A 13,857-nucleotide genomic window follows, 5' to 3' on the forward strand; every position below is an offset into this window, starting at 1 on the left:
CGAAAGGGGAAATTTATCGTACAATAGAGTGTAACGATAAAATGCGTGATAGATTTAGTGGCGAGAAGTTTTCAATCTATCATTGAGGATAGGATGAGGTTTAAGACCGGATCCTTCTCCATTTAGGAAATGAAACATAAGGAGATTTACCCTTGGAATTAGAAGTATTTGCTGGACAAGAAAAAAGTGAACTTTCTATGATTGAAGTGGCGCGTGCGATTTTGGAATTACGCGGACGTGACCATGAAATGTACTTTAGCGATCTTGTAAATGAAATTCAAATTTACCTTGAAAAATCAAACAGCGAGATCCGTGAAGCTCTTCCATTGTTCTACACAGAATTGAATGTAGATGGAAGCTTTATCCCACTTGGAGATAACAAATGGGGTCTTCGTTCATGGTATGCCATCGATGAAGTTGACGAAGAAATCATCGCTCTTGAAGAAACAGACGAAGATGAAACTCCTAAGAAACGGAAGAAAAAACGTGTCAATGCCTTTATGGATGGAGACGAAGATGCGATCGACTACAACGACGACGATCCAGAAGACGAAGAAGTTTACGAAGCAGATCCAGCTCTTTCATATGATGAAGAAAATCCAGACGATGAAAAGAGTGAAGTCGAAGCTTACGATGCTGAAATCAATGAAATCGTACCAGATGATTTGGGTGAGGAAGTTGAATTAAGCGAAGAAGACGACGAAGAAGAGGATTCTGAAGACGAGGAAGAAGAATAAATCATAAGAAGAGGCTGGGACAAAAGTCCTAGCCTCTCAATTGTTTTTGGATTGTCGAGCAAGACGCAGTGCTTGAGTGGGCTCTACTACGCTGATTTCATCAGCTTTTACAGCCCTACTCAACTGTGCGGAGGTGGGACGACGAAATCGAATTCTAACGAATTACCGATTTCTGTCCCACTCTCTTTTTGTTTGCATTGAAAAAAGTGGCGAAATGGAGTATGATAAACGTGTAAGGATTCCCAAATAGGAGGTATTCAGATGGACTTTCATTTAGATCAAAGTTTAGTAGCTCTTGGTATTGATACGGTTGTGGTCGGAATTGCTAGAAATGTGGATCCCCAAGCAGTCCTGCCCCCTTCTTTTCTTGAAAAGAAGCAAGCAGTTGAACAATGGGCGCTCCAGTGTCAAACAGAAGAAGTAGCGGCATCCCCTGTCATCAAAGGCTATACAGACCTCTTGCAAAAAGTAGGGCGTAGCATCAAGAAAAATCCACCAACAGTCCTTGCTCTTATCCGAAACATCCAGCATCGTGGTGCTCTGCCTCAGATCAATAGCATCATCGATATCTATAATGTCGAATCGCTGAAGTCTTTTCTCGCGATCGGAGGACATGACCTAGATAAGATTGAGGGGCCGATTGAATTTACAGTGAGTCAAAGAGAAGATCTCTTCTTCCCCATCCTTTCTAGCGAAAAGCATGTAGCACCGACAGATCCCGTCTATAGAGATCAAAAAGGAGTTCTGGCTTGGTTGGATGTACGCGATAGTGACCATTACAAATTTGAGGAGACTACGCAAAACGCTCTCTTTGTCATCCAAGGAAATACCGAGACGTCAGTCGAGATGCGTTTAGAAGCGCTAGAACGAATCCACAAGGACCTTGCTCTTTGCATGCCTCAGCTTCAATTTGAGAAATTTCTCGTCACACAAAATGGAGTGGAAAAGGTCGTGTAAACAGCGAAAATCATTTTCATGAATTTTTCAATTTGACAAAGTAATCCATTTGCGGTAAGATATTGTTCGGGCACCTCATTTTGAGGTCGGAGCTCCCTAAGGATTAGGGAGCTATTTTTGTTTTTTCTGCAAAGAGGAATGGCCTCTACAACATTAGAAGAAGAGGAAAGCACATGTCAACAAAATATATTTTTGTCACAGGTGGTGTCGTATCATCCATCGGGAAAGGGATTGTCGCAGCAAGTCTTGGTCGCTTGCTTAAAAATCGTGGATTGAAAGTGACCATCCAAAAATTTGACCCTTATATCAATATCGACCCAGGGACGATGAGTCCTTACCAACACGGGGAAGTATTTGTCACAGACGATGGTGCAGAGACAGACTTGGACCTTGGTCACTATGAACGCTTTATTGATATCAATCTGAATAAGTACTCAAATGTAACGACAGGGAAAATTTATAGTGAGGTCCTTCGTAAGGAACGTCGTGGAGAATACTTGGGAGCAACTGTACAGGTCATTCCTCATATCACAGATGCCTTGAAAGAGAAGATCAAACGGGCAGCGACGACGACGGATTCAGATGTCATCATCACAGAAGTCGGGGGAACAGTTGGAGACATTGAGTCCCTTCCATTCCTTGAAGCTCTACGTCAAATGAAGGCAGATGTTGGTGCTGAAAACGTTATGTACATCCACACCACTCTTCTACCTTACTTGAAGGCTGCGGGAGAAATGAAAACCAAGCCGACCCAACACTCTGTGAAAGAATTGCGTGGTCTTGGAATTCAACCAAATATGTTGGTCATCCGTACAGAAAAACCAGCTGGTCAAGGAATTAAGAACAAGTTGGCTCAATTCTGTGATGTGGCACCAGAAGCTGTCATTGAATCACTGGATGTGGAACATTTGTACCAAATCCCATTGAACTTGCAAGCACAAAATATGGACCAAATCGTTTGTGACCATTTGAAATTTGATGTTCCTGCAGCAGATATGACAGAATGGTCTGCAATGGTCGACAAGGTCATGAACCTCAAGAAGCAGGTCAAGATTTCCTTGGTTGGAAAATACGTAGAATTGCAAGATGCCTACATTTCTGTCGTTGAGGCCTTGAAGCACTCAGGGTATGCCAATGATGCAGAGGTCAAGATTAATTGGGTCAATGCCAATGATGTGACTGTTGAGAATGTGGCAGAACTCCTTGGAGATGCGGATGGGATCATTGTCCCAGGTGGTTTTGGTCAACGGGGAACAGAAGGAAAAATTCAAGCCATCAAGTATGCGCGTGAACAGGACGTACCAATGTTGGGTGTCTGCTTGGGTATGCAGTTAACCTGTATCGAATTTGCCCGTCACGTTTTAGGTTTGGAAGGGGCTAATTCATCCGAATTGGATCCAGAAACCAAGTATCCAATTATCGATATCATGCGGGACCAAATCGATGTGGAAGACATGGGTGGAACGCTCCGTCTCGGTCTTTACCCTTCTAAACTCAAACGAGGATCAAAAGCAGCAGCTGCCTATGACAATCAAGAAGTGGTACAACGTCGCCACCGTCACCGTTATGAGTTTAACAATGCTTTCCGTGAACAGTTCGAAGAAGCAGGATTTGTCTTCTCAGGCGTTTCACCAGACAACCGTTTGGTCGAAATCGTTGAAATCCCAGAAAACAAATTCTTTGTTGCTTGCCAATACCACCCAGAATTGTCAAGCCGTCCAAACCGCCCAGAAGGACTTTACACAGCCTTTATCACAGCGGCAGTTGAAAACCACGATAGCAAATAAAAATCAAGGGATCAGGTCGAGAAACCTGATCCCTTTTTGTGAAAAAATGACAAACCCTGAAAAAAGTTTGAAAAAAATCTTGACAAAAAAGTTGTTGATTGATATACTAGTAAAGTACTCAATCGCGGGGATGGCGGAATTGGCAGACGCGCAGGACTAAGGATCCTGTGACCGCTTTAGGTCGTGAGGGTTCAAGTCCCTCTCTCCGCATCGGATCAAGATAGCTTTGGCTATCTTTTTTTGTTTTCAAATTTCTTTGTGGTAGAATAGGTGTGAGATGAGGTGAGAAAATGAAGAAGAAGTATCTGGTTTTGGTCGATGGCCTCTTTGCACTATTGGGAAGTGCCATTAATTTTTTCGGTCCTATCATGATTTTAGCTATGGCGATAGGCGCATACAAGGATACTTTTAGATATTTTATCGCCTTAAACATATGGAATGTCCTCGTTTTTCTAGCAGCGATTGCTTCTAAGTGTTTGCTCAGAAAAGAGAAAAGGATTAAAAAGTGGATTCCCAATCTTTTCTTGATGGCAGGCTTTATTCTACTTGTTGCGATATTTCTTGCTGTACCTGACACCTTTCCTTTTCTTTTTAGATTGGTAAACGGGCTTCTTGGAAAAATGTTCACCGACAGTCAATTATTTGCTGCTTATTTCTATTCTCAATGGGTTGCAGCGGTATTCCTTGTGATTTGCGGGATTGCCTTTCTCCTTTCACTAAAAAATTTTAAAGAAGAGAATTGAAGGGGGTGTAAGCCCTCTTCTTTTACTTATTTGCTAGGATGAAAGTCTTAGGAGTTAGGAGATTCCACCCTATTTATCGTAAGAAAGCGCTTAAAGACACAGGAAAAACTAGCAATTTCATCTAAAAAGTGATAAAATAAACAATGTAAGTGGGATTAACCCCATAAAAATTTATAGGAGGCCTATAACAAATGGCAATCGTTTCAGCAGAAAAATTTGTCCAAGCAGCTCGTGACAATGGTTATGCAGTTGGTGGATTTAACACAAACAACCTTGAGTGGACTCAAGCTATCTTGCGTGCAGCAGAAGCTAAGAAAGCTCCAGTACTTATCCAAACTTCTATGGGTGCTGCTAAATACATGGGTGGTTACAAAGTATGTAAAGCCCTTATTGAAAACCTTGTAGAATCAATGGGTATTACTGTACCAGTTGCTATTCACCTTGACCATGGTCACTACGACGATGCTCTTGAATGTATCGAAGCTGGTTACACTTCAATCATGTTTGACGGTTCACACCTTCCAGTTGAAGAAAACCTTAAATTGGCGAAAGATGTCGTTGAAAAAGCTCATGCTAAAGGTATCTCAGTAGAAGCTGAAGTTGGTACTATCGGTGGTGAAGAAGACGGTATCATCGGTGACGGTGAATTGGCACCAATCGAAGACGCTAAAGCAATGGTTGCTACAGGAATCGACTTCTTGGCGGCAGGTATCGGTAACATCCACGGTCCTTACCCAGCAAACTGGAAAGGTCTTCACCTTGACCACTTGCAAAAATTGACTGAAGCTGTTCCAGGATTCCCAATCGTATTGCACGGTGGATCAGGTATCCCTGATGATCAAATCCAAGCAGCTATCAAACTTGGTGTTGCAAAAGTTAACGTGAACACTGAATGCCAAATCGCATTTGCAAATGCTACTCGTCAATTCGTACGTGAATACGATGCAAACGAAGCAGAATACGACAAGAAGAAACTCTTCGACCCACGTAAATTCTTGAAACCAGGTTTCGAAGCAATTACTGCAGCTGTTGAAGAACGTATCGACGTATTCGGTTCAGAAGGCAAAGCTTAATTAAAAACAGGAAAGCAAGGTCCCATGTGGATCTTGTTTTTTTGTTTGGGAAAGGTTGCTTCCAGGGGTTAATTTTTGTACAATATGCCTATGAAAAAATTCAAACTGTGGAGCTGGATCGTTTGTGGCTTTCTCCTGCTCTTTTTAGGTGCTACATTTGTTTTTCATCAATTTAGTTTACGAAATGAAAGTAAGCTTCTCACACCCATTGGTAAACAAGTTACAGTCAATGGACATCGAATGAATGTCTCTGTTAAAGGAGAAGGACCTCAAACAATCGTTTTTCTTTCCGGTGCAGGTATCGCCTCTCCTATCCTAGACTTTAAGAATCTATCAGATCCCCTATCCAAAAAATACAAGGTTGTTGTCGTGGAGCGAGCAGGATATGGTTTTAGTGAAGATAGTGATCGTTCAAGAGATGTGATGGAGGTCCTTTCTGAGACCCGTCAAGCTTTGGCGCAAGCTCATGTTTCAGGTCCTTATGTGATTATTTCGCATTCTATGGCTAGTTTAGAGAGTCTTGCTTGGCAGGAGAAGTTTCCTGATGAAGTGAAAGCTTTGATTGGTTTAGATTGGGCATTGCCATCAAGTTATGAAGATTTAAAGGAGAATCAGACCTTGCTCACTGTGGCATATTGGAGCAGCAAGATTGGCTTATTACGCTACTTTCCTGAGTCCTTATATATAAAAAATCAAACTCTGATCGAAAGTGAACGAAAACAATATAAACTTCTAGCTTATAAGCAGTTGATGTCACAAGCTATGTTTCATGAATCGCGTTTGGCAAAGGAAAATGCCAAGAAAGTTCCATCTAGCATTAATCCGAAAATTCCAGCCTTACTCCTGGTTTCTAACGGTGAAGGCACGACCTTTAGCCAATCAGAGTGGCAACGTTATGCAGAGAGATTTGCAAGCGACCAGTCTAATGTTCAAGTCGACTATATGGATGCGCCTCACGACCTCTATCATTATCAAAGCGATGCTATTGTTTCTCGCATTAAAGAATTTTTAGAGAATAATTGAGGGCTTAAAAATCCATTGAGACTGATGATAATAATTGAAAGGTAATGACTTATGAATAATTCTTATATTTTACTTAGACATGCTCATTCAAGATTTTCAAGTGATGATTTTAATAGAACTTTGTCAGAAAAAGGATTTTCATCTCTTAATCAGTTAGATTTTTTGAATTCTTTTAATATTGATTATTATTTTTCTAGTCCTTATAAACGAGCATTTGAAACGATTAATAGCTCGCCAATTCAATTTGATAAAATAGTTCTTGATAATCGGTTACGAGAGCGAAAATTATCCTCAAGATTTATTGAAGATACTGAGTTTGAAAAAACAATTCAATATTTATGGCAAAATCCAGATAAATCTCTTATTGGAGGAGAGTCCAATCGAGAAGCATTAAATAGAATTTTAGATTTATTTGAGGACTTGGAAGAAAGGTACTCAGATAAAACCATTTTACTGAGTTCTCATGGAAATTTGCTAGGAATCTTAATCAATCATTTTGATTCAAGTTTTGATTATAAAAAATGGGGACAGATGACTTTTCCAGATTGCTTTCTAGTTGACAAAGATAAGAGTGTGAAAAGAATTATGAAAGTTACATCTAGGTAATCATTTAGTTCAATCTATGTGATTTTATTTTCTGTTATTACAAATAGAATTGAAGGAAAAATAGCCATGATATTCGATCAGTCCTTGCAAGCCTACCTACATGAAGTAGATGATGTTCTTGTAGCTTGGGAAGAAAAACCAAGTGGAAACTTTGAGATGGAAGCTCAGTTGCTTGCAGCCAATTACCATAAAAATCTTTACCGTATTCTTGCATTTATACTGCCTCATTTACAAGAATTTTATGGGTATTTCACAGATGAAGAAGCTACTGAAAAATTGGGTAAACCCATCATCGAGCCAGAAAGACAAACCGTTACTTTCTGCGATCAAACTTTTGATGATATTCATATCTTTTCTTTTGACTATCAGGGGCAGGCATTTGAGAGTCTGGAGAATTTTGCCATTGATGGTTAAGGTCTGTTTTCAGTTTTAAAAAGAAGGAGAGAGACTGATGAGTACTGCTGATTTTGTCTTTATTGAGAGTAAAGACCCCATATTCCTAGATTTACAAGCCTTTTGTACTGCTTTGAGAGAAAAATTTCCAGGTATTTTGATCAGAGAAAGGACGAATCCTGAAAAAGCTTACTCGCTTTCTTGGGATTATCAAAGTCCTCAGCTTACTTTGGAAAGTTCACTGAGTAGCAAGAAAAATGTTTTTGTGATTGATTACTTTGATTCAACGAACAGGTTACAAGATTATGCCTCCTATATCATCTGGCTTCGGAAATGGTTTCCACCTGAAGAGAAAGTTTCCTTTTGTGATGAAGGTTATGAGTATGTGTTTGAACTTCCTAGTGATTTATCCCAAAAGGAGTTGGAAAACTACTTACGAACAAGGTTTGATGAGTGAAGAAGAAGTTCAAAAACGAATAATGATATGGAAAAGTTGAAAAGGAGAATCAGATGCTTACTAAAGATGATATGTTAGTTGCTTTGCATGATGCAATTACTGAAGACCAAGAATTTGAGTTGGCAGACGAGATTGTAGATGCCATGGAGGCTTACCCTCAACCCTTTGATTTGGTTGACCCCGTCTTAGACTTTATTTCCAAGCATCCAGAAGTAGATTTTGGAGCTCCAGGTGAGTTGGTTCACTTTGTGGAGCGATTTTATCATCAAGGCTATGAGGAATTATTGATGGAGTCAGTTCTAAAAAGTCCAACTGTGCATAACATCTGGATGCTTCATCGATGCTATAATGACAATGATCCAAATCTAGTCCGGCAGATTCAGACTTTGGTTGGAGAACTGAAGAAGGATAAGACTCTTGATTCACAAGTAAGAAGCATGATTGAAGACTTAACTTGGTAGAGGGAGGTGATGCAGCATCACCTTTTTATCTTTTCTTAGGGATAAAAATTTTCGATATAAATTAACACTTGTTTTCCGTAGACATTTGCACTATAAAAGGGTGTTATTAGGGCTTTCTTTCCTTATGTTGAAAAAGAAGGCAGTTTTTTTGGTATTTTAAGGAAACGATGAAACCAGAATTTTTGCTTAAAAGTATTATTTTAAGAGAAAAATTTCTCATTTCATAATCAATAAGCAAACGCTTGCATTCCTTTTTTTATTGGATTATAATAGGTTGGTATAAAGCCTTCTGTAATAATATTTAGAAAGTGTAGAAAGTAAGGATTTAGAATATTTGTGGTCAAAAATACAATGTTGCTTCTTACGATAGGGAGATAGATATGGCAATGATAGAAGTGCAACATCTTCGGAAAAATTTTGTGAAGACAGTTAAGGAGCCGGGTTTAAAGGGAGCCTTGCGCTCCTTTATTCATCCTGAAAAGCAGACCTTTGAAGCGGTCAAGGATTTAACTTTTGAAGTTCCAAAAGGGCAGATTTTAGGATTTATCGGGGCAAATGGTGCTGGGAAGTCAACCACCATCAAAATGCTGACAGGGATTTTAAAACCGACATCTGGTTTTTGTCGGATTAACGGCAAGATTCCGCAGGATAATCGCCAAGATTATGTCAAGGATATTGGAGTCGTTTTCGGACAACGCACCCAGTTATGGTGGGATTTGGCTCTGCAAGAGACCTACACGGTTTTGAAAGAGATCTATGATGTACCGGACTCGCTTTTCCATAAGCGTATGGACTTTTTGAATGAAGTTTTGGATTTGAAGGAATTTATCAAGGATCCTGTGCGGACTCTTTCACTAGGTCAACGGATGCGGGCGGATATTGCGGCTTCCTTGCTTCACAATCCCAAAGTTCTCTTTTTAGATGAACCGACTATTGGTTTGGATGTGTCGGTCAAGGACAACATTCGTCGGGCCATTACCCAGATTAATCAGGAGGAAGAGACAACTATTCTCTTGACTACTCATGATTTGAGTGATATTGAGCAACTCTGTGATCGGATTTTTATGATTGATAAGGGGCAAGAGATTTTTGATGGAACGGTTAGCCAGCTCAAGGAGACCTTTGGAAAGATGAAGACTCTCTCCTTTGACCTGACGCCAGGTCAAAATCATCTCGTCTCTCATTATGAGGGCTTGCCTGATATGTCCATTGATAGACAAGGAAATACTCTCAATATTGAATTCGATAGTTCCCGCTACCAGTCGGCCGATATTATCAAGCAAACCTTATCTGATTTTGAGGTCCGTGATTTGAAGATGGTAGATACGAATATTGAAGATATTATCCGTCGCTTCTACCGAAAGGAGCTCTAAGATGGTCAAATTGTGGAGACGTTATAAACCCTTTATCAATGCGGGGATTCAGGAGTTGATTACCTATCGAGTCAACTTTATTCTCTATCGGATTGGTGATGTCATGGGGGCTTTTGTGGCCTTTTATCTCTGGAAGGCAGTCTTTGACTCCTCTCAGGAGCCTTTGATTCAGGGCTTCAGTATGGCAGATATCACTCTCTACATCATCATGAGTTTTGTGACCAATCTGTTGACCAGGTCTGATAGCTCCTTTATGATTGGGGAGGAGGTCAAGGATGGCTCCATTATCATGCGCTTGCTGAGACCAGTGCATTTTGCGGCCTCTTACCTTTTCACCGAACTTGGCTCCAAGTGGTTGATTTTTATCTCTGTTGGTCTGCCATTTTTAAGTGTCATTGTTTTGATAAAAATCTTATCTGGGCAAGGTATTCTAGAGGTGCTGGGATTAACTGTCCTTTATCTCTTTAGCTTAACTCTGGCTTATCTGATTAACTTTTTCTTTAATATCTGCTTTGGATTTTCAGCCTTTGTATTTAAAAATTTATGGGGTTCCAATCTACTCAAGACTTCAATAGTGGCCTTTATGTCTGGAAGTTTAATTCCCTTGGCTTTCTTTCCGAAAATCGTTTCAGATATTCTGTCCTTCTTGCCTTTCTCATCCTTAATTTACACTCCGGTCATGATTATTGTTGGGAAATACGATGCCAGTCAGATTCTTCAAGCACTTTTGCTTCAGCTTTTCTGGCTTATAGTGATGGTGGGCTTGTCTCAGTTGATTTGGAAACGAGTCCAGTCATTTATCACCATTCAGGGAGGTTAGGATGAAAAAATATCAACGCATGCATCTGATTTTTATCAGACAATACATCAAGCAAATCATGGAATACAAGGTGGATTTTGTGGTTGGTGTGTTGGGAGTCTTTCTGACTCAAGGCCTGAACCTCTTGTTTCTTAATGTACTCTTTCAACACATTCCCTCCCTAGAAGGTTGGACCTTTCAAGAAATTGCCTTTATCTATGGATTTTCCTTAATTCCAAAGGGATTAGATCATCTCTTTTTTGACAATCTCTGGGCTTTAGGTCAACGACTAGTTCGAAAAGGGGAGTTTGACAAGTATCTGACTCGTCCTATCAATCCCCTATTTCATATTCTGGTTGAGACCTTTCAGATTGATGCCTTGGGTGAACTCTTGGTCGGTGGCATTCTATTAGGTACAACAGTGACTAGCATCGCTTGGACTCTTCCAAAATTCCTGCTTTTCCTAGTTTGTATTCCTTTTGCGACCTTGATTTATACTTCCTTGAAAATTGCTACAGCCAGCATCGCTTTTTGGACCAAGCAGTCAGGTGCCATGATTTACATTTTTTATATGTTCAATGATTTCGCCAAGTATCCTATTTCTATTTACAATTCGCTCCTTCGTTGGTTAATTAGCTTTATTGTACCTTTCGCCTTTACGGCCTACTATCCTGCCAGCTATTTCTTGCAGGACAAGGATGGACTCTTTAATATTGGTGGTTTGATTCTGATTTCCCTTGTTTTCTTTGTTATTTCCCTCAAACTTTGGGACAGGGGATTGGATGCCTACGAAAGTGCTGGATCGTAAGAGGTAAAGTAAGACTAAAATCAAGAAAGGAACTTATGATGTTTGTAATTAAAGAAGTCAAGGGTGAAGATCAAAAAATGGCAGTTGTCGCTGAGATTTTAAGGGATTTGCCAGAATGGTTTGGAATACCAGAAAGCACGAAAGCCTACATTGAAGGAGCTAAGGATTTACGAGTTTGGGCTGCTTATCAAGAAAGTGATGTAGTAGGGTTTATAAGTTTATCATATTCGAGTGAAGATTGTGCTGAAATTGACTGTCTAGGCGTGAAAAAATCATTCCAAGGTCAAGGAATTGGAAGGGAATTAATTACGACTATAGAAAGAGAAGCAGTCAAACAAGTGGACTACCTACAGGTCAAAACAGTCGCAGAAGGTTCAAATAAAGATTATGACCGAACAAATGTCTTTTATCGCAGTCTTGGATTTAAAAAGTTAGAGATTTTTCCATCTTTATGGGATCCGCAGAATCCATGTCAGATTCTGATAAAAAAGATCAACTAAAAGTGCTTGACATCCGCTATCAGAGTGCTATACTAAGAAGGTAATCGCCGATTTAGCTCAGTTGGTAGAGCAACGCACTCGTAACGCGTAGGTCACAGGTTCGATCCCTGCAATCGGCATAGAAAAAATCTGCTTTGAAGGAGCGAGACGACGAATGATGGTGATCACATATTCGTTCGGTCTCGCTCCTTCTTTTGACCACATAGGCGCCATTTTTGACCACTTAGTCAAAAGTCCTTGTCTCCGTAGGAGCTCTCTGCTATCATAGAATCATCAAAGGAAGAAATACTTCCGAATAATCAAAATGAGGTATATGATGAAAAAACTACTTGGACTTGGATTTATTTTGGTTGCTCTTGCGGTTGTCACAATGGGAATGGTTGGTTTTCCAAAGCTCGATGTGAACATCTGGCCCCTATTTCCTGTTCTCTTATTTGCATTCTTTACACTTGAAAATCTCTTGAAAAAAGATTACAAGGCAAGTGTTATCTGCGCCTTGATCGCCTTTATGATCGCAAATGCGATTTACGATCTCTTGTCGGTCTCAAATGGCCTGGTTATTACAGCAGGTGTGCTCGCTTGTGTAGGTCTTAGTTTTCTTTTACCGAACAAGGAAAGCAATAAATAAAGAAAGGAGGTTGGGATAAAAATCCTAGCCTCTCAATTGTCTTTGGATTGTAGAGCAAGACGCAGTGGTTGAGTGGGCTCTACTACGCTGATTTCATCAGCTTATACAGCCCTACTCAACTGTGCGGAGGTGGGACGACGGAATCGAATTCTAACGAATGACCGATTTCTGTCCCACTCTCTTTTTTACTTCTCAAATACGACCTCTTGATGGGGAAAACGTTCCGCTTACTGAAAAGCCCTTGTTTTGTTTTCAACAGCTGTTATAATGGTACTATCAAAACGTTGGGAAAGGAGTTTTATGAAAGTTAGAATCGAATTGGATCCATCTATGGACGAGCCTGAGATCTTGATTCGAGCTCCGCGCTTGACCCCGGAGTTGACCCAGCTGCAAGAGAGAATCCTCGAACAAAAGGTTGCTCCTTTGGCCTTTTACAAGGATCGAAGTGAGTATTTTCTGGATGTGGCATCGATCCTCTTTTTTGAGACGGACGGGGAGAAGATTTTTGGGCACACCAAGGACGAGGCCTATGAGGTTAAGCAGAAGCTCTATGAGTTGGAGGAGCTGCTTCCCATCGCCTTTTGTCGGATATCCAAATCCACCATTGTCAACGCAAAGCAGATCTACTCTCTGGAAAAGTCTTTTTCAGGGACCAGCACGGTCAATTTCTACCAGACTCATAAGCAGGTTCACGTATCTAGACGCTACTATCAACTCTTAAAAGAAAGACTAAATGAAATGAGGTAATATCATGAGAAAAAAATTAATTGGAGTATTCTTAATCCTTTTAGCAGCCTTAATCCTCTTACAAGGCTATTTTGTAAAATGGGACATCAGCATCTGGACCTTAGCTTGGGTTACCTTGCTTGCCGTCCTGTCCCTCTCTAGTTTCTTAAAACGCCATTTTGGTTGGGGCTTCATCTATGGACTTTTAGCCCTCTTTTGTCTCAATGGGCAATACCATTTCCTCCCAGTTTCAAATTCAGTTGTCATCCTTTCCTCAATTCTCGCGGTGATTGGGCTCAACATTTTGTTTAAACCCTCTAAGAAAACAAAAGCCCGCCTAGCTTCCTATTCTGCTGGATCCATGAATAAGTCGGATGGCAATGACATCGATGTCACTTTTTCAACAGTGACAAAATATCTCAATGATCAACACTTCATCCACGGAAGTGCAGATGTGAGTATGGGAGAAGCATCGGTTTATTTTGACAATTGCCGCATCGAGGGTCCATCTGCTCAGTTTGTTGTCGATGTTTCCCTTGGAAGTTTGAGTCTCTATGTACCAAGTGATTGGCGTGTCCATGTAAATGTGGATAATTCCCTCTCAGCGATCCAACATCAGGAAAATCCAAGTGCTCTGACAAGCAAGGATTTCTACATTACGGGCGATGTTTCCTTAGGAAATCTAGAAATTATCTATGTCGGAGCGAATTCGTTTTCTTAAGTTGGAAATGAAAAACTTTGGCCAAAAGCTTGCCAAGAGAGATTTTTTTTGGTAATATAGTACGG

Annotated in this window: 17 protein-coding genes and 2 tRNA genes; all 19 read left to right on the forward strand. The window is 40.4% G+C overall.

Annotation, left to right across the window (positions count from 1 at the left end; translation table 11 throughout):
- The first annotated feature begins 152 nt into the window (after positions 1-152).
- The 19 genes from rpoE (at position 153) to WKT08_RS09820 (ending at position 13,792) form a co-directional block, all read left to right on the forward strand.
- On the forward strand, positions 153-737 hold the full coding sequence (rpoE, locus tag WKT08_RS09730; RefSeq protein WP_024054894.1) for a DNA-directed RNA polymerase subunit delta: 585 nt from the start codon (positions 153-155) through the stop codon (positions 735-737).
- 261 nt (positions 738-998) lie between these two features.
- Complete coding sequence (locus tag WKT08_RS09735; RefSeq protein WP_024056236.1) at positions 999-1,694, forward strand: B3/B4 domain-containing protein; 696 nt, start codon at positions 999-1,001, stop codon at positions 1,692-1,694.
- 173 nt (positions 1,695-1,867) lie between these two features.
- Positions 1,868-3,481 carry a CTP synthase gene (locus tag WKT08_RS09740; RefSeq protein WP_049475109.1) on the forward strand — a complete coding sequence of 538 codons (1,614 nt, stop codon included), beginning with the start codon at positions 1,868-1,870 and terminating at the stop codon, positions 3,479-3,481.
- Between the two features lie 124 nt (positions 3,482-3,605).
- A tRNA-Leu gene (locus WKT08_RS09745) sits at positions 3,606-3,691 on the forward strand.
- 80 nt (positions 3,692-3,771) lie between these two features.
- Positions 3,772-4,224 carry a hypothetical protein gene (locus WKT08_RS09750; RefSeq protein WP_024056238.1) on the forward strand — a complete coding sequence of 151 codons (453 nt, stop codon included), beginning with the start codon at positions 3,772-3,774 and terminating at the stop codon, positions 4,222-4,224.
- A 191-nt stretch (positions 4,225-4,415) separates the two neighbouring features.
- Positions 4,416-5,297, forward strand: coding sequence for a class II fructose-bisphosphate aldolase (locus WKT08_RS09755; RefSeq protein WP_003004573.1), 882 nt, complete (start codon positions 4,416-4,418; stop codon positions 5,295-5,297).
- An 84-nt stretch (positions 5,298-5,381) separates the two neighbouring features.
- Complete coding sequence (locus WKT08_RS09760; protein ID WP_049486083.1) at positions 5,382-6,320, forward strand: alpha/beta fold hydrolase; 939 nt, start codon at positions 5,382-5,384, stop codon at positions 6,318-6,320.
- A 51-nt stretch (positions 6,321-6,371) separates the two neighbouring features.
- Positions 6,372-6,926, forward strand: a complete 555-nt coding sequence (locus WKT08_RS09765) for a histidine phosphatase family protein (protein WP_024055415.1) — start codon at positions 6,372-6,374, stop codon at positions 6,924-6,926.
- Positions 6,927-6,992: 66 nt separating this feature from the next.
- Positions 6,993-7,340, forward strand: coding sequence for a hypothetical protein (locus tag WKT08_RS09770; protein ID WP_024055414.1), 348 nt, complete (start codon positions 6,993-6,995; stop codon positions 7,338-7,340).
- A 37-nt stretch (positions 7,341-7,377) separates the two neighbouring features.
- On the forward strand, positions 7,378-7,776 hold the full coding sequence (locus WKT08_RS09775) for a hypothetical protein (protein WP_021154464.1): 399 nt from the start codon (positions 7,378-7,380) through the stop codon (positions 7,774-7,776).
- A gap of 53 nt (positions 7,777-7,829) precedes the next feature.
- A complete protein-coding gene (locus WKT08_RS09780; RefSeq protein WP_014712923.1) occupies positions 7,830-8,237 on the forward strand; it encodes a hypothetical protein in 408 nt (135 codons plus the stop codon).
- A gap of 380 nt (positions 8,238-8,617) precedes the next feature.
- Entirely contained in the window at positions 8,618-9,610 is a 993-nt protein-coding gene (locus WKT08_RS09785; protein ID WP_049475105.1) for an ABC transporter ATP-binding protein, read from the forward strand.
- Position 9,611: 1 nt separating this feature from the next.
- Positions 9,612-10,430: an ABC transporter permease gene (locus WKT08_RS09790; RefSeq protein WP_049475104.1), complete on the forward strand. Its 819-nt coding sequence runs from the start codon at positions 9,612-9,614 to the stop codon at positions 10,428-10,430.
- Between the two features lies 1 nt (position 10,431).
- The gene (locus tag WKT08_RS09795; RefSeq protein ID WP_049475103.1) at positions 10,432-11,217 is read left to right on the forward strand and encodes an ABC transporter permease; all 786 of its coding nucleotides are present in this window, start codon (positions 10,432-10,434) and stop codon (positions 11,215-11,217) included.
- Between the two features lie 38 nt (positions 11,218-11,255).
- On the forward strand, positions 11,256-11,717 hold the full coding sequence (locus WKT08_RS09800) for a GNAT family N-acetyltransferase (RefSeq protein ID WP_049522771.1): 462 nt from the start codon (positions 11,256-11,258) through the stop codon (positions 11,715-11,717).
- Positions 11,718-11,763: 46 nt separating this feature from the next.
- Positions 11,764-11,836: transfer RNA gene (locus tag WKT08_RS09805), tRNA-Thr, on the forward strand.
- A gap of 197 nt (positions 11,837-12,033) precedes the next feature.
- Positions 12,034-12,345: a LiaF transmembrane domain-containing protein gene (locus tag WKT08_RS09810; RefSeq protein WP_340281817.1), complete on the forward strand. Its 312-nt coding sequence runs from the start codon at positions 12,034-12,036 to the stop codon at positions 12,343-12,345.
- Positions 12,346-12,645: 300 nt separating this feature from the next.
- Positions 12,646-13,092: a LytTR family DNA-binding domain-containing protein gene (locus WKT08_RS09815; RefSeq protein WP_003004160.1), complete on the forward strand. Its 447-nt coding sequence runs from the start codon at positions 12,646-12,648 to the stop codon at positions 13,090-13,092.
- 4 nt (positions 13,093-13,096) lie between these two features.
- Entirely contained in the window at positions 13,097-13,792 is a 696-nt protein-coding gene (locus WKT08_RS09820) for a LiaF transmembrane domain-containing protein (protein WP_340281767.1), read from the forward strand.
- The last annotated feature ends 65 nt before the right edge of the window (positions 13,793-13,857 follow it).

The sequence above is a fragment of the Streptococcus sp. HCA-5024 genome, assembly GCF_037890265.1.
GTDB classification, from domain to species: Bacteria; Bacillota; Bacilli; order Lactobacillales; family Streptococcaceae; genus Streptococcus; species Streptococcus lingualis.